The sequence below is a fragment of the Leptothoe kymatousa TAU-MAC 1615 genome, assembly GCF_018739865.1.
GTDB classification, from domain to species: domain Bacteria; phylum Cyanobacteriota; class Cyanobacteriia; order Phormidesmidales; family Phormidesmidaceae; genus Leptothoe; species Leptothoe kymatousa.
Map to the genome: position 1 here is coordinate 314,831 of NZ_JADOER010000011.1, position 17,857 is coordinate 332,687.

Annotated in this window: 9 protein-coding genes; 3 read left to right on the forward strand and 6 right to left on the reverse strand. The window is 46.1% G+C overall.

Annotated elements, in window-relative coordinates; all coding sequences use genetic code 11:
• Nucleotides 1-64: 64 nt before the first annotated feature.
• Both IXB28_RS13075 and IXB28_RS13080 read right to left on the reverse strand, forming a co-directional pair.
• Nucleotides 65-1,249 carry a class I SAM-dependent methyltransferase gene (locus IXB28_RS13075; protein ID WP_246559769.1) on the reverse strand — a complete coding sequence of 395 codons (1,185 nt, stop codon included), beginning with the start codon at nt 1,247-1,249 and terminating at the stop codon, nt 65-67.
• Between the two features lie 68 nt (nt 1,250-1,317).
• The gene (locus IXB28_RS13080) at nt 1,318-8,679 is read right to left on the reverse strand and encodes a HEAT repeat domain-containing protein (protein ID WP_215619033.1); all 7,362 of its coding nucleotides are present in this window, start codon (nt 8,677-8,679) and stop codon (nt 1,318-1,320) included.
• Nucleotides 8,680-8,994: 315 nt separating this feature from the next.
• Here IXB28_RS13080 and IXB28_RS13085 point away from each other — a divergent pair, with 315 nt between their 5' ends.
• The gene (locus IXB28_RS13085) at nt 8,995-10,284 is read left to right on the forward strand and encodes a CAP domain-containing protein (RefSeq protein ID WP_215619034.1); all 1,290 of its coding nucleotides are present in this window, start codon (nt 8,995-8,997) and stop codon (nt 10,282-10,284) included.
• Nucleotides 10,285-10,327: 43 nt separating this feature from the next.
• On the opposite strand, the gene IXB28_RS13090 is transcribed toward IXB28_RS13085, so the two are convergent.
• Nucleotides 10,328-11,785 carry a DASH family cryptochrome gene (locus tag IXB28_RS13090; RefSeq protein WP_215619035.1) on the reverse strand — a complete coding sequence of 486 codons (1,458 nt, stop codon included), beginning with the start codon at nt 11,783-11,785 and terminating at the stop codon, nt 10,328-10,330.
• Between the two features lie 194 nt (nt 11,786-11,979).
• Here IXB28_RS13090 and IXB28_RS13095 point away from each other — a divergent pair, with 194 nt between their 5' ends.
• A complete protein-coding gene (locus IXB28_RS13095; protein ID WP_215619036.1) occupies nt 11,980-12,435 on the forward strand; it encodes a peroxiredoxin in 456 nt (151 codons plus the stop codon).
• 8 nt (nt 12,436-12,443) lie between these two features.
• Here the strand turns inward: IXB28_RS13095 and IXB28_RS13100 are convergent, their stop codons facing one another.
• From IXB28_RS13100 to IXB28_RS13110, 3 genes are all read right to left on the reverse strand, one after another.
• Nucleotides 12,444-14,687 carry a CHASE2 domain-containing protein gene (locus tag IXB28_RS13100; protein WP_215619037.1) on the reverse strand — a complete coding sequence of 748 codons (2,244 nt, stop codon included), beginning with the start codon at nt 14,685-14,687 and terminating at the stop codon, nt 12,444-12,446.
• A gap of 40 nt (nt 14,688-14,727) precedes the next feature.
• The gene (locus IXB28_RS13105) at nt 14,728-15,546 is read right to left on the reverse strand and encodes a DUF928 domain-containing protein (protein ID WP_215619038.1); all 819 of its coding nucleotides are present in this window, start codon (nt 15,544-15,546) and stop codon (nt 14,728-14,730) included.
• Nucleotides 15,547-16,130: 584 nt separating this feature from the next.
• The gene (locus tag IXB28_RS13110) at nt 16,131-17,075 is read right to left on the reverse strand and encodes a 2-keto-4-pentenoate hydratase (protein WP_215619039.1); all 945 of its coding nucleotides are present in this window, start codon (nt 17,073-17,075) and stop codon (nt 16,131-16,133) included.
• Nucleotides 17,076-17,529: 454 nt separating this feature from the next.
• On the opposite strand from IXB28_RS13110, the gene clpS reads away from it, so the two are divergent.
• Nucleotides 17,530-17,856, forward strand: coding sequence for an ATP-dependent Clp protease adapter ClpS (gene clpS / locus IXB28_RS13115; RefSeq protein ID WP_215619040.1), 327 nt, complete (start codon nt 17,530-17,532; stop codon nt 17,854-17,856).
• The last annotated feature ends 1 nt before the right edge of the window (nt 17,857 follow it).

A 17,857-nucleotide genomic window follows, 5' to 3' on the forward strand; every position in this document is an offset into this window, starting at 1 on the left:
AGATTTTCCAGGTAACAAACACTATGGGCAAGCTGCATAATCCACCATCCCCTAGGGACACGTCCTACAAGGTTAATGGGGGGACGGTTAGGCCTTTTAGGGAGACTTTTGTTAGTAGGCCTTTGCCCTGGACTAAAACGCCGAAGGTGCCTAGACCCATGGGGCTCATATCCATGAGCTGATGCAGGGCTTGGCGACGTTGGATCAGTTGGTTGAAACCGTCGGGACCGGGGGTGATGGATTGGGTGAGGGTGGCGATGCGATCGCCCAAGCCCAGGGCCATTAAAAATAGCCCCTGCTGGGTAAAGCCTAGGTTGGTTAAACCTAGACTTTCTCCATGGTTTTCTAAGGCGGTAAAATCGATGTGGGCGGTGAGGTCCTGCTGGCCGATGTTGATGTAGGGATCGTTGTGGTGGCGGTGCTGATGGTAGCACTTGAGGGTACCCTGGTGGCGGGCGGGACTGTAGTACCGCTGGGCGGTATGGCCATAGTCAATGGTGAGGAGAAAACCGCGATCAATGCGATGGGTGACTGTTTGAAGCCAGTCGAGGGCTGCGAGGTTAACCTCGGTGCGGTAGCCGTCGGGGTAGGTGTCCGATAGGAGATCAATACCTACCTGCTCAAAGTATTGGGATAGCTTTTCGGTGGAGAGGGGACCGAGGGTTTCTGTGAGGGTCTTGTTCTCGGCGGTGACGTAAATTTCTTGGAGCTGGTTGTTGTTTTTTTCGACGATGTGGACGGGGAATGCGTCCAACAGTTCATTGGAGAAGAAACAGCCGGTGATGGGGGAGGGTGTTTCTAGGGTAGTCCAGGTGATATTTGGGTGGGTGAGACGTTGTTGTTGCTGAGCGCGCAGGGCGGGGGATTTTTCGATGATGATGTAGTCTAGAGCGGCGTAGCAGTGGGGATGGTGCTGCTGCAAATAGGCAAGGACATCGGCGGCGATTAGGCCCTGGCCTGCCCCCATTTCGACAATATGAAACGGTTGGGGCTGGTGGAGGATATCCCACATTTCGGCAAACTGGACGGCGAGGAGCTGGCCGAAGTCGTGGCCCAGGTGGGGGGAGGTAATGAAGTCGCCATCGGGACCGAGGACGGAGGCTTTGGTGGTGTAGTAGCCGTGGTCCGGGTGGTAGAGGGCCAGATCCATGTAGGTGGCGAAGGGAATGCGCTGATCGGAACTGGATTGAATTTGCCGAAAAATGACTTCCAGCAGATGTTTTGGCGAGTCGGCAGAGCCTTGGTACATTTGTTTACCAGCAACCAACAGGAGCTTATTTTATAGCTATTTGAAAATAGGGTATGGCTAATAAAAGGTTAAATTAGCATTGCCTCAACCTTTGAAACACCTTTGAGGGTTGTAATGGCATTAATAGCTTTATCGCGAACAGCCTGATCCTCATCCCATAGGAGTTCCGATAGCTCATGTACTACTGTTTCAGAAACATAATTTAGCTGCTCTAAAGCTCCTACAATAAAGACACGTTTTTCAGACGATTCATCTTTAAGCAAAGGAATTAAAAGATTTACAATTTGCTCAGACGGAATAGATAAATCTATTTGAACTAAAATATTAGTTGAAGATTTATACGATCTATAAATAGATCGTTCTTCGCTAGCGAGTAAACCTTGAAGCCTTGGCACAGTTTGTTCAACAAGATCTGGCAAGAGAGTGAATATTTCTCTTACCTTATTACCCAGATTCAATCCAAGGTTTTCTTCATCTAACAATCGACCTAAGCCTATCAAGATAAGATCTAGTGCATCCACTATTCCAGACCCATCAGGGAATTGGAGAGGAAGATCATAGAACTGCCGGGCAATAAACAACCGTAGTTTTTCAACTATTGAGTCTAAATTAGCATCCATTTTCAATAATCCATAAGCAGCAATACCTTGGATTAAAAGATTCTGATTATCTAAAAGCAGATGAAATTTTTTAGATATAAATTCTGTACCACTCGTATGATCTTCAATTAATGCCTGGAAATATTCACCTGCCAAACTAAAATATTCTTCAGCCTCTTCAAAACTTCCTTCAATTGACAAGGAAAGGGTCTTGTCATAAGCCTTTTCCATAGCCGAATATAGACTATTTGCAGCTAAATCAGACAATCTGCTAAATTCACCTAACGTAGAGATAGCATTATAATTCACGCTTTCTTCAGACGTATCAAGTGCAATTAAGTTTACTTTCTTTTCTAAAAAGGCAGTAGGTTCGACTTTTAGTGCAATTAGTATTTTGCGAATATCATCAACAAGATAGGATTCATCTTCTTCAAGAATCCCAAACATTCTCCCAATTAAAGGAGGCAGTGATGTTTCTATGGACTCTAAAATTTTTAGAGTGGATTCTCTAATAGTCGCATCATCATTTTCCATCAAATCTGCCACAGCAGCAATAATAAAATCTAAACCATTCTGTAGGTTTTCCTGTAGAATCAAAACCTGCTCAGGTACTTCATAGTTTTCTTCAATCAGGTACCTTTTTAGAAGATTAGCGACAGGAGCATCAACTCCAAATAAAACTAAAAAATATGCAGAAATAGAGCTGACCAATAAATTGTCATCAGCAATTAGTCTTCTGAAGGTTTTTAATAAAGATTCTGGAGGCCGCTCCTTTAAATCATACAAGGTTTCACAGACAGTTTGTATGACCGAGATATTATTGCTCTTCAGTAAAGATACAAACTGTTGACTGGCAAAGTCTGATGTCTTAGTAGCTTCGTATAGAGCTGAAATTGCGTCACGCCGACAATCCTCATCAGTTCCATAAGCAACAGGAATGAGTTGACTTATCCAAGTCTCTTTAATTTTTCCTTCTTCTAGATAATTTTCTAATATCCGAATAAAATCTCTTTGTATATCAGCATTATCAGTATTTAGAATTGATTTCAGATCTAGTTCCACAATATCTGAATGAACACTTAACTGATATAAGCTCTCAAGGGACTCATGATGCCAGTCATCTTCTAAACAATATGATTTTAATATGACCAAGATTTCTTCGTTGGGTGTGTCTTTTAATTTTCCAATAGAATCTATTGCTGAACGACGTATCCAAGACGTCTCATGCTTCAGCAGAGAAGCTAAAACATCAATTACAGGCTGACTTACTTTATTTAAAGCAATCAACGTCTCTGTAGCAACTACGCGAATATAGATATCAGAATCATTGAGAACCTCAATCAGGTTACTAGATACTTTATTAGAGGCAGATTGTAATTCTCCCAAAGCCTCGATAGCATCGTAACGACTGTCTAAATCAACATCATTTACTACTGACAATAGTGTGTTGATAGCAAGTTCTTGATATTGCTTTTTGGGAAGCAGTACTTTAGCTACTTCAATACGTATAGACACATCTTCAGCATCTAACAACGGCAGAAGAGTTTCAAATTCTACATTTTCTAGCTCCTCTAAAGATCCTATTGCTTTAATCGCCTGAGTACGTTCTGAAATAATTTCTTCATTTTTAGTAAGGCTTATATTTAAGAGTGTGTTTACAACTTTTTTTTCTGTTATGCCTAATTCGAGAAGTGATTGAGCTGCTTGAAGACGGACTGATATTTCTTTATCACTCAGCAAAGAGCAGAGTTTAGCCTTATAGTGAATGCCAATCTCTTTAGAACCACAAAGTTGACGAATTGCATGAGTTCGAACAAAATTATTATTATCTTCATCACATATCAATTCTATAAGGGTATTAATAACTGTCCTATTCAATACACTCGATCTCAGTAAAGTTTGAGCTGAGATTAGGCGAACATGAATATCCTCATCACTTAATAAAATCTCAAGACCGGTCAAGATTTTCTTTGGCTTCTTTCCAAAGCGACCTATAGAAGAGACTCCAAAGTATCTCACATAAGGATCTTTATCGGTTGAAAGACTTAAACAATTATTTAGAACAATATCAGAATCAATATACAGATTTCCTATTGTTCTAATTATACGATGTCTGACATGATCATCTTCATAAGATATCAAAAACAATAATTTAGTGAAAACTTGCTCAAATCCTCTAGCAATTTCACCTAAAGCATCTATAGCTTGACATCGCAATGAAGTATTTACTGAGGTCTCTGTAAGCCTTAGAGTTCTTTGAACTATTAATTCTGATGAAAGATTATTTTTTGTGACTACTTTTAGCCAATTCATACACTCAAAATAATTTCTATATTCTCCATAAGAAGGAATGCCAAACCCTACCGTTCTATCGAAAATTTTAACTAGAATATAACTAAGATTTTGCTTTTCCAACTCAGAAAAAGAGTAATTCAACTCATTCAAACATTCCAAAAGCATATAAATATATTTCACTTTTTGACTCGTAAAATAAGTATACCTTTGCGTATATTTGTCAGTTAATTCCTTTAGTAAGCTACCTAATAAAGGTAAGACTCTTCCCGAACTATTGTATAAATTTTGCAATATTGAAAATACTTCTACACGAACTATATAATCTTCTTCTAGAAGGGGCGTTAATTCCGTAACTGCGCGCTCTTCAAAAAGCGTATCTAATTCTAATAGTAGTTTTATACATTTTACCTGAAGTTCTTTATCTTGAGTTTTTCTGATTGATAATATAGCCTCTTTCAATTCTTCCTTTTTCGCTAAATCCTGAAATAGATTAGATTCAGTTATTTTTTTTATATCTGAGAAAACTTCAATAATCGAAGGGACAATTTCTAAGATTTTAGATTTATCAATAGGAATAGCATTACTGAGTAATATTAGAGATACTGATTCTTGAATCCAAAGATTTTCACTTTTAAATAACTTAAATATTCTCTTCTCAAGAATTAAATAAGCCTCCCTTGTTATTGCTCGGAATATATATTCTAATTGACTTTTTGACTCATCATTTTCCCTTAGCAAATGCGCAATAGCTGCAACAATAACATCTAAGGAATCTTCTAGCTCTGAATCACCAGATTCATTTAGATACTCTAAGATTTGTGTCGGCAAACCATAGTCTCCATCTTCAATGAATCCTGAAATCTCTGAAATAACCAGATCGCTCACAAGCTCGAACTTAACTAAAAAATATGTAGAAATACTAGTTGTAATAATGTCTTTTCGGCTCAGCATTAAAGGCACTAAAAAATCTTCTAATTTTCTTTTAATCCTAGGAGCCATAGAATTAAAAGAAAAAGAATCAATTATATTCGACGCATCTTTAACTAGCTCAAAACTTGAATTTTCCAGGAGCTTTAAGATTTTATTTAAAGCTATGTCTGATTGTTCCAGAATGCTCTCCAAAATTTTTGATGCGTCACGTCGGAGATCTTCATCCTTGCCAGAAAACAACTCAAATAGTTTATGAATTATTCCCTCAGACACACTACCAATCTCAATCAAAGCTTCTCGTGCTTCATACCTCAAGTTTTCAACTTCTTCTTCATTAAACTCTGATAGATTCGTATCTAAAAAGTATAAAAGTTCACCAGAACAGTCTTTTGCTAAACTTCCTAGTTTACCTAAAGCTTGAATAGACTTTTCTACAATCTTAAAATCCTCGCTTTTCAAAAGCTGAATTAACGTGTTTATCAAAGAAGCAGATCCACACTTTAATTCCGCTAGCGCATATGCTGATTGTGATTGAATTCTAATATCTTTATCTTGAATGGCTTCTAGAAAAACAAGAATCAATTGACCTGATAAAACATTCTCTGCTCCTAATAACTCAGATGCTTGTAACCGATTATCTGCAGTCCCATTTAATAACTGTTCACACAGAACATCCACTACTTTTGATGAGGTTTGCTCAAGCTTGAGGAGAGCACTAGCAGCTTGAAAACGAATATTAGGATTCGCATCATCGAGAAACTCTGTAAGGCTCTGTAGTATCAGGGGAGCAATATTATGAAGCTTGCCTAATGCACAGATAGCACTAATCTGCACATCTTGATTTTTGTTTTTAAGTAAGCTGAGGAGTCTCTCAATGATGTACTTAGCCGAGTTCCCGAGGTTACCCAATGCTTCAGCCGCACTAGACTGAACCTCTGGATATTTATCATCCAGCAATAACGTCAGCTTCTCTAATACACTAGGCAATGAGCGATCAAGCTTACCCAATGCTTCAGCTGCGCTGGCTCTAACCTGATAGTCTTTATCGTTTAATAGCCCCTCTAATTCTTCGACTACCTCTCTAGAACCATTATTTAAGATACCTAATTTTTGTGCGGCATCTGAGCGTACATTAGCGTTTGTATCCTTTAGTAATGCAAGTAATCCCTTAATTGAGAACTCTGACTCTTGATCAAGTTTTATCAATGCTTTTGCCGCACTAGTGCGAACTCCAGGTGCTCTATCATTTAACAAATACTCAAGTTTTTCTAGTACAGTTTCAAGGCTGTCCAATAAGTCAGAACCGCTGTCTAATTCACCAATTAGCTCAGCAGCATGGATACGAACTCGATAGTCCTCATCATCCAGTTGATTAATAATTGCCTGGATAATTAAGCGATCTGATTGTTCTAAACTCATCAAGGTTTTTGCTGCCTGCAGACAAATACTTGATGAACTACTTTCAAGCATCTGCCGCAAGCCCTTAAGCGTGGCTTCATCAGCTTTACCTGCAGCCTCTAGGCCCAAAATGGCAATGGTTTGAACTTTAATGTCGGCATCTCCCAAAAGCTCTAAGAATCGCATTTGCGTTGAGTTAGATACAACGCTCAATTCCACTAGTGCTGAAACAGCTTGGGCACGCACATGCGGTTCAGTATCCTCAGATGCTTGCATCAGAGTGTGTACAACCAGTTCAGAAGATTGCCCTAATTTACCAATAGATTGAATTGCACTTGCTCGTACATCCCCATCTAAGTCTTGCGCGGTTTTGATTAAAGCCGTCAGAGCGTCTTTTGCATCAGCTCCAATTTTGCCAATTTCTCTAGCTGCTCGCTGTCTATCCTCTGGTTCTGCTACAGAAAGATCAGACATCAATCTACGGATTCGACGCCTGAGTCTTTCTGTAGCTAATACTTCAGGATCAAGACCTGCCAGTTGCTCCAATCGCTGAATGATACTTTCAGGCACTCTGAAACTGGAACCACTTTCCGCTTCACAACAGTTTCGAAGCGCTAACAAAAAACCTTGGATTTCTTCCAATGAGTTAGACTTAGCATAAATCTCTTGAAAAAAGGCTTGCCAATCGTTCTCGTTATCACGCAACCGCTCAACTAAGTGTAACGCTGCCAAATACTCTGCTAATGGATCGAGAGTAAAACGAATCCGAGTCTTTGCGGGCGAAATAGTTCTAATCAGAGAAAGTGGCTTTTCTAAATAATCTAAAGCATTCTTAGCTTGTTCTTGAGCAAAATTATTATCGCCCTTCAATAGCAAAAGTTTTTCTATGACTTGTTCTCGATTTGCTGTTTCCGGTTTTAAAGTATTTTTCAAGCACTCCCATGCAGTCACTTTTGCATTCTGCTGAACCTTTGTATCATCAAGTCTGCCATCTTGAACGTTTCGATTTAACTCATTTAGATAGCTTAAAATCAAATCCGTAATATTAGTAGGAAGATCATTAATAAATTGATCTTGTACGACAGATATCATTTGGTCTGCGTACAGTCTAGCCAACAAAACAGTTATTTCTTTCTCTTCAGTGACAAGTTGTGATAAACGACGCAAAGCATCAAAGTAATCTTCATCTTCAAATAATTCGCGTTGGTCCTTAGCTTTCAAGTAGTCGTCCATAAAAATAGACAACTGCTTACCTGAAACACGCTGAGGTTTAATTGTTGTTTGAGTAACTTCACGCCCTAAAATATCCTCTAGCCGCGATGTGACAATTAGGGCATTAACTGGAGATTTAGGATCTTTGTACCTTACTGCTTTGCGTGTCTTCTCACTCATCTCAGATAAGTGATCAACAATCACCAAAACTCTACGCTTCTCAAGTAACTGGTTTAAGAGTTCTTCTGATACAGGCTTTTCGTCATTTCTTAGATTCCTAATCTGTAGAGTAATTGCATCTAACAGCGTACCGTCTAGTTCTTCTTCGATAAGTACAGGAATCATGCGATGAGCGCATATTCGCTCTTCCTGAACTTCCGCCATTGACCACTTCGCAATTTGGCAAGCTAAGCTTGTTTTGCCTATACCTCCCTCACCTACAATTACCAACCGAAAGAGCTGTCTTTTACAAAATGTTTGTAAATCCTCTGCCGTTAGCTGAGGATTAGTTTTTCGGTCAACTGACACAGGCAATGAAATATGTATCAGTCGCTCCTCAACCGTTGTACGGGATTCAAACTCTGTTAGAGCTTGTTCAATTCGAACATCTACCCAGGCATCAAGTACCTTGGGACGATATTTAAGCCACAGTACTATGTCTGGGGTTAGAGTGATTTGCGTACTCGGAATTGAAAACTGGGCAGGTAAATGCAATAACCAGAGTGGACGTTTCCACAAAATGGAAAGATAAGCAATACTTACCCCAGATAGCGTAAGTATTGGAAGTATTGCTATCCAATTTTCCTTAAACCAATCGAAAACTATATCCGTGGAAGGTTGAGACTGTTGAACAGCTTGACTGACCGATGAAGAGGTTGTCCCCGGCGTCGAATTTGGTTGTGCGTAGCTGCCAGAAGCCAAAAATAATGCACTGAAAACACTAAGAGCTAAACCTCTGTAATTAAGTAAAAAAATTGTCTTCAGTCGTTGGGGCATTACTCAAAGTAGATTAATTGCAAAAATCAGGCTGAATTCAGACAAAAAGCACACAACATAGAGTGCTTTGATTGCACAATCCTACATTATATAATTTATAACAAGCTACTTTGGCGATGCTAGTGAGATTGACAAATCTACTATGTCCTTGGTCTGAAAATCATGCGGACTTCTCTGACTAAGACAGCTGCTGACAGCCATTGAATAAGTCATACTTACGAACGGAGTTTTTTACTCATTAAAGCTTCATTCGAGATTCGGTATATCTTTGAAAGTCAGTATCTCATTAGAAAAGTTATCCCTGTAATACAAACTATGGGCAACTCTTCTATGGGCTTCAAGCACTATGCCGCCAGTACAACACTGCTACCATTGCTATTTTCATTGACTATTAGCCCACTTAGCGCGCAACCAATCAATACTGAACAAATCGCCCGCAGCGCAACTGTTTCCACCCCCGATATCCTGAACGAAATCAACCGCCTGCGCCAAAACCCAGCCGCCTATGCCGACTGGCTCCAAACCACCCGCAGCTACTACATCGGCACCGCCCTCTACTGGCCCGGACAACGCCCCCTCCAAACCCAAGAAGGTACCACCGCCCTGGATAACGCCATCCGCACATTGCGTAACACCGCACCCCTAGCCCCCCTAACCACCAGCCAGGGACTTTCCCAAGCCGCCACAGACCATGCCCAGGACCTGCACCTATCCGGTCGCTTTAGCCTCCGGGGCAGCGACGGCAGCACCGCCGAAGACCGCATCCAACGCTACGGCACCTACGAAGGTCGCCTCAAAGAACTCATTAGCGAAGGTCTCAACGACCCAGCCGCCATCGTCGCCGCCCTGGTTCTGGACGATGGCAATAGCAGTCGCAGCTATCAGCAAACCCTTTTGGCCCCCGACCTGCACCACATCGGCATCGGCTGCATCCCCAGCGGCAGGCTCACCCTCTGCATTACCAGCTTCGCCACCCACTACACCGACAACGCTGCCCCTGAACCAGTCGCCAGTAAAGCAACCCCCACTAGCAGCGCAACAGAGCATCTATCCACCCTGGCAGCAGACTTTATTGCCGAGACCAACACCCTGCGACGCAACCCGGCCCGGTATGCAGAAAAACTACGGGCACTGCGCCCCTACTATGACGGCAACCTGGTAAAACTACCGGGACAGCCTATTTTGCAAACTGTTGAAGGGGTCGCCGCCCTGGATGAAGCGATTGTAGCCCTCGAGAATACCGATTCTCTCCCACTGCTTAGCTATTCCACCGGACTTAGCCAGGGGGCAGCGGACCACGCCAACGACTTGGGCAATGGTAACGTTGGCCATTATGGCAGCGACGGTAGCGCACCGCTGGATCGGGTGAATCGCTATGGCACGATTCCTGCTGGGAATCGCATCGGTGAAAATATTAGCTTTGGTCCTTTCTCTTCGGCGGAATGGCACATTATCCAATTGTTAATTGACGACAATGTGCCGAGCCGTGGCCACCGTGAGGCACTGCTGCGATCTGAGTATCGCTTTACGGGCAGTGCCTGCAACAGCCATGCTACGTTTGAAATTGTTTGTGTTGCCACCTATGCGACGGCATACGAGGAATAAGTCATTCATCAAAAGGGTCGAGGGTGGGCCGTGCCTCCCAGCATTACCGAATCTGCACTGCTGCGTTGTAGATTGCCTCGTTGGTCTGCACCGATTTTTGTAAATCCACCACCGGGTTGGGATAGTCCACACCCAGGGTCACATTGCACCGTTTCTGTTCTTCTTTATCCAGCTTCCAGGGGCTATGGATCTTGCGCCGGGGCAGCTTTTGCAATTCTGGTAGCCAGTGTTTTACATAGTCTCCATCGGGGTCATAGTCCTTCGACTGCTTGGGAATATTAAAATACCGAAACCCTCGTGCATCATTGCCGACGCCCGCTGTGTAGTTCCAGTTTCCCCAGTTGCTGCACACATCGTAGTCAATCAGCAGCGACTCGAACCACTCTGCCCCCATGCGCCAGTCGATGCCCAAATTTTTGGTTAAAAAGCTGGCCACATTCTGTCGTCCCCGGTTGGACATAAACCCGGTTGCCGCTAGCTCTCGCATGTTGGCATCCACCAACGGGTAGCCGGTCTCGCCACGGGTCCACAGCTCAAATCGTTGCCAGTCTTCTTTCCAGGCCACCTTCAGCCCCCGCAATCCGGACGGGTAAAACACCGTATCGCCATGTTTGGCACAAATAAACCGAAAAAAGTCTCGCCACAGGAGCTCGAACACTAGCCAGTAGGTGGAATCGTTCTTGACGCGCTGTTGTTCGTAGGCACCGACTTCTTCGTAGATTTTGCGGGGAGAGATGCAGCCGAGGGCTAGCCAGGGAGAGAATTTGGAGGAATAGTTGGCCCCGAGCATACCGTTGCGGTTTTGTTTATACACCCGTAGTTTGTCCACATCCCAAAAGTAGTGCTGCAGCCGCTGCAGGGCTTCGGTTTCTCCTCCGTTGAAGGACAGCACACCCCGTGGGTCTGGGACTTTGGGTTCTAGACCGAGGTCATCCAGGCTGGGCAGCTCGCCAAGGTCCACCTTGGGTAGGGGCGGCAGTTGATTGGGTGAGGGAAATGCTGGATAGACCGAGCTGCTTTTTTCGACTTTCTTGCGAAAGGAGGTAAATACCTTGGGGAGCTGGGAGACGTCGAAGGGTAAATCGTCGGGATGGTAGAGGGTGGTCCCCCAGTAGATCTCGTAGCTAATTTTTAGCTGGGCTAGCTGCTGTTCGAGGGCGGCATCCACTGCGAGTTCTTCGCTGGTGATTTCTTCGTGCCAGTACACGGCATCTACCTGTAGGGCTTTTGCGATCGCAGCCACTTCTTCCTCCGGCTTACCGTGGCGCACCACCAGGTCAGCCCCTTTATCCCGTAGCGAGGCCCGCAGATCCGCTACGCTTTCTAGCAAAAACTGAGCCCGATAGGTCCCGGTCTTCGGAAAGCCAAAGCGGGTTTGGCCAAACTGACGCGGATCAAAACAATAGACCGGAATCACCTCGGCTTTCTGCTCTAGGGTACGATGCAGCGGTTCGTGGTCGTGGAGGCGAAGGTCATTGCGAAACCAGAGCAAAATGCGCATGAACAGGTTGAGGTCGGTGGGTACATCGGCTAGAAAGACATTTTTTCTACTGACAGAGTATGCTTAATAAATGTTAGCAATGTCGCTGCTGATTTACGAGGCGGCCCGCAATGGACTCATCTAGGATGACGTCATTCGGCTCATCAAGACTCAGCAGTACAGGGTATCTAGTTTTAAGGAAAGGAACACAATCGATGGCAATCAAAGTGGGTGACAAGGCTCCGGATTTTACCCTGCAGTCTCAGGCTGGAGACTCGGTAACGCTATCGAGTTTTCAGGGGCAAAAGGCCGTCGTGCTTTACTTTTATCCCAAGGATGACACCCCAGGATGCACCACGGAATCCTGCACATTTCGCGATAGTTTCCAGGATTTTCAGGAGCTGGGCGCTGAGGTGATCGGCATTAGCAGCGATTCACCGGATTCTCACCAAGCGTTTGCAAGCAAGTATAGTTTGCCGTTTACGCTGGTGAGCGATGCTGGGTCAGCGGTACGTAAGGCCTATGGGGTGCCTGCAACCCTGGGGTTGTTGCCAGGTCGGGTCACCTATGTGATTGATAAAACAGGCACTGTGAAGCATATGTTTAATTCGCAGTTCAACCCGAAGAAACACGTTGAGGAAGCATTGGGTGTGTTGAAGGGGTTGGGCTAAGGACGCCCCTATTGGTCTGTGATCTGCTGATTGAGCCAGTTAATCACGGCCATGGAACGGGCCGTAAACGCAATCACATACTCTTTGGCTGTTGGCCCTTGCTGTTGCACTTTGGCATAGATGTCGGTTTCGCGGACTTCTTCGGGGGCTGACTGTGTTTGAATGAGTAGCTTAATGTTGGTGAGTAAGTTAAGGGGTTCATCTCCTTGAATATTTAACAGGGCCGTTTTGGGTGAGAGTTTTTGCAAACTGCCACCACAGTGTTGGGCCCCTACCTGCTTTCCTTCTAGGGCTACATATTCAACGGAGATCGTCTGATGTACGGGTTTTAGCGGTAAATCTTCTGGGGTCAGAAACAGTTTGAATTGATCGCCCCGAATGCCGGTGACGTCGTAGATCGTAATGGGACGTTTAATGCCTTTGGGATAGACCTCCACTTTGCTTTGGATGGCCAGACGATGGTGATTGATGGTGCCAATTTCTTCGTGGGTATCTTCGGAAATAAAGATTTGGCCGCCGGTCGTATAGGACTCGATGCGGAAGGCGAGATTGACGGCACTACCAATGACGCTATACTTGGTGCGCTTTTCTGAGCCAATGTTGCCGACAATCACACTGCCGGTATTGATGCCAATCCCCATTTCTTGTTCGGGAAATCCTTTTTCTCGCATGGCAACATTCACGTCTACCATGGCTTGTTGCATTGCGATCGCACAGGCCACGGCCCGGTCAGGATGATTATCATTGACCCGGATGGTGGGAGCACCAAAAATCACTAGGATGCCATCCCCCATAAACTCATCAATGATGCCTCCATATTCATTGATCACATCGGACATATAGCCCAGGTACAAATTGAGAATTTGCACCACCTGCTCCGGCGGCAACTGTTCCGAAAGAGCGGTAAAGCCCCGCAGATCGGAGGTGAGGATGGTAATTTTGCGCGTCTCTCCCCCCAGCTTAAGATTTTCAGGATTGTCCAACAAATTAGCAACAACCTGATCGCTCAAATAGCGACTAAAAGTGCGCCGAATTTGGCTAGCACTATGGGCCAGGTAGGTATTCACCCCAGCGGCAGCCCCCGTCAGGGCCATCAAGGGAGGAACCATGGGCACCCACCAGCCCAACAACAACAATCCATAGGTGCCTGCCACCAAAGCACAGCCAAGGGCAACGAGAAAAATAACCTGGCGCCATAGCGTATCCTTAGCCGGATTGCGCTGCATCCAGGTAATTGTTGCCCCAAATAGAGACCACAGAAAAATCCAGAGAATTTCCACCGGTTCTGACAAGGTGCGAATCAGCGCCCGACCATCCAAAGCGGCACTAATTATTTGGCTGGTGAGATTCGCGTGAATTTCCACCCCAGCCATGGACTTCGGCAGGGCCAGCATCTTGCTACTGTGGGGCACAAAGAAACGGTCCTTGAGACTTTCCGCCACGGAGCCAATAAAAATCACCCGATCCTTGGCCCAGTCCTCCGGTAGCTCGTCATTTAGCACCGCCCGTAGGGGCACGGTTTCAAAAAGTTCGCTGCCCCCCCGATAGTTAATCAGGGTTTGATAGCCCTCGGCATCAGCCCGAATATAGCCCCCGTCGTTTTTGTTAAAGGGGCGAAAAACAGCCCCGTTCAACTGCCACCAGTCGTCGATGCCCACCGGCTGGGGACCAATCCCCTCAGCATCTAGGTACAGCAGGGCCAAATATAGGGCAAAGCTCGGGGCCTGGACACCTTCCGGGGTGGTCACCATCAACAGACCGCGACGAATTGTGTTGTCGTTATCCACAATGCCATCGTTGATGCCCACCTGGCCCAACTCCGCTAGCACCGGGGCCGGATCAATTAAGTCTCGATCGGCACTGTCCCCCAAAATGGTCCGCATCCCGATGAGGTTCGGCGTATTGCGAAACACCTCTTCTAGCTCAGCGTGGCCCGGTTCCACCGGCACGTCGCGAATAATGTCGAGGCCAATGGCCCTGGGCTGCTGGCTCGACAATTTTGAAATCACCTCAGCGTAGACCGCATCTGGAATGATGGCCTGGCCCATCTGGCGAATATCTTCTTCATCGATACCCACAATGGCCACACGAGTATCGGGCGTTTCTGGACGCCACTGCAGGTAGCGATCATAGGTGAGCCATTCTAAAGGTTGCAACAGCCCCAGGGCGCGCAACAGAATAATTATAATGGTCATCGTCGGGGCGGCAACAACAATACCGCGCCATTGCCACCAAAGACGTTTAAGATTCATGCTTCAGCACTAGGTGAGACTCTCGAGCAGCCGTTGTCGATTATCGAATGCCGTCAAGCAGCTGTTCTAAATTACTGGTGCCATGGTCGACGTCGCTGCTGGGCACCGCCATCGGCACGGCGGGAGGAGCGACATCGACCACGGCGGCCTCCTGACCCACAATGGGTTGCGCTGCGACTGCGTCTAAATCCACCGAGGATAACAGCTGGGTCCATGGGTCAGGATTGGTGGAGCGGAGGGATGCAGCCAAGGTCAGGGTTTCTTGCCAGGCACCGGCGGCGGCGTAGAGTTCGGCCTGGGCTAAGGCATCATCGGCGGCGGCCTCTAGCTCGGCTAGTAGTGCTGGGCTCGCATCCAACCGCTGAATGCCCCCACCAATTAAGACATCGTCACTGCGATCTCTAGGATCGCAAACCAGCGCCAGGTCCCAATAGTACAGGTTGCCAGCGGCAAAAATAGGCGTCACCCCATCGCTTTGGTAGCGGGGCAGTTGCAATTGAATCGTACCTGGGGTGTCGGGTAGCGTCACGATTTCTTGGTAAACGTCCTCCCCCACTTCGTCTACCACGGTGAGTTCGGCGTTGACGGCCCCGGTTTCAGGAATATAGAACCACAGGGATAGGGGAATATCGGCATCTGCACCAAATGCTGTGGAGATCGCATTGTGGGGCAAAATTGAGGTCAATGAAGGCTTCTGTTGAGGATCCAGGCAGGTTTCACCCCGGGTGGCCAAGGATGGTCCCCGGGCCGGGGCACCGCGATCGCGGGTTTGGGGAAACTCTAGGGCGTAGCTAGGACCCGCCGCTGCCACCATCAAACTAGCAAGAACAGCCTGGATAAAACGCGAACGAATAGACATGACGATTTTTTCTCTCTGACAACCTAAGAGTGACCATAATTGAACGTAGAAATAGCTGCTGATGTCGAAAATGATGCACTTTGCCATCCGGGCAAAGGTCTGCGCCAAGATCATAGTGTGAATCAGCAATACTACGAAAAATCTTGATGGCGTTTAACTTTTCTTACCTGAACACTACAGAGGCATCAGTACTGGTTTCGGTTATTTTTTACAAGACCAATCAAAAAACTGCCTAAAAAAATAACAATAAAATTGGATATGCACCAACTAACCTAAGGGGCTTTTAGCTTGATGAATATAGATTCCATAGATTTACAGCGCTTATTTTTTGCGCTCAAAACCCTCTTAGAATATCTGTAAATTCCTCAGAAGAGATGTTGTTTTTTATACATCCAAACAACTGCCAACAATAAAATACACGGCTTGGCAGGTTAAGCATCGGCACATAGCAAAAAGGGGCGCTCAGGGATTTCCGCCCCGCACCCCTCTTGATCTAATGAACATTCTGCAGGGCTTTACCCTTTTCGCAGCATGTTCTAAACGCCGAACTGGAGATGACCTGTGGGAGTTACCACCTAGCCGTCTTACTCAGGAATTTCGAAGGCAACTTCCAGGTCCACGGACCCTTCTTCAGAATCGAGGCCAAAATATCGCGCCTCTATGCCTTCAATATCCGCCTCGTCTAAAGAAACCAAAGACGTCACAGAGCCCAAAGAAAGCAAATCCCCTGGTTTTAACTCCACCCCTTGGCTATTGAGGGTATCCCGCAGCCACCGCACCGCATTGATGGGATGCCCGAGCAACGCTTCACTGGTGCCCTCTGCCAAAAACTGGCCCTTGTCGTTGTTTAGGACCACCCGAATATTGGCCAACTGCTCCATACCTGCAACATCAGCGGCCAACTCCACCGGTTCACCGACCACGCCATATCGAGCCCCCACATTCACGGCCACCAGGGCGCCAGCATTAATATTGGCATTTTCTGCGTAGATCAAGTCTGGTAGCTCTAAAAAGGGAATAACCGCATCCAAGGCTGCTAGCAGCTCCAGATCTGTCTCGGCTTCGTTAATATCTGGGCCGCCTACCCGCACCATCAGGTCCCCCTCAGCATGGGGACGGCTGCCGAACTCAAGGGGCAACGAGTCGCCACTTTCCAGCAGCATATTTTCTAGCAAGAACCCATAGAGGGGATGGTTCACACCCAGCTGCGCCTGGGCTTTGGAGTTGGACAGGGCCACTTTATAGCCCACCACCGAGCCCTCTTCCCCGGCTTCATTCATCAAGCGCCGCACAAAGGTAATGTGGACCGAATCAATCTGGCGCGAGGAAAGGCCGTCGGTGAGGATGGGGGCCGGATACCCTGCGGCATAGTGCTGGAACAAAGACACCGCCACCAGATCGGTATAGCTTTGGCTCAAACGTAGGGGCTGCAGTGGTGTTGGCAATGGCTCCGCCGCTTGAATGGCGGTTGCACCCCCCGCCATAAGTAGGCCCAGGCCAATTCCTTGTAACCAGCGCCAGTTCTTCATACCTTGTTCCTTTACTCGTTTACTGATGGTGAATATTGTAGAGATGCAAGTGATTGTGTCTAAGAGATATTTTGCCTGGAAGACATGTTGCCTGGGTGACATCGTGTCTGAATAGACGTTGTGTCTAAATAGACCAAGGCACTGTGTCCTAGTTGACTATTTAGAATACAAATCTTTAGCGACCATAGCACCCAACAGGGTGACGACTTATCAACTGGTTTTGTGCTAAGGGGGCAACGTTCTTAACTAACCCTTATCGTCAAAGTCCCTTTGCTTTATACATTCTTGGCCGAGACAACGATGAGACGACGATGAGACAACGATGGCAATCCATCAAGGGTCTGCCCAAGCATTATGCTTTAAGGGCACTTTGTTACTGTATATAAAGTATTCAGGATCGTGTCCTCAGGTGTTTCGCGATCGCAATAGTCGTTACTCTTGCAACGTCATACCTATGAAGGCAGAAATTTTAAATTCAGCCATTCGAGCAACAGCATCACCCACCGTGGTGAAAGAAAAGGCGAATCAAACCACTCGCCAGCCCTACCCCAACTACAAAATCATTGTGCTCAACGATGATTTCAATACGTTTCAGCATGTCGCAGAAACCCTGGTGACATACATTCCCCACATGACCCCAGATCGGGCGTGGAAACTGACCAATCAGGTGCACTACGAAGGCCAGGCAACGGTTTGGGTCGGCCCCTTAGAGCAGGCTGAGCTGTACCATAGCCAGCTAATTCGCGCCGGATTGACCATGGCACCCCTGGAGCAGGCATAGC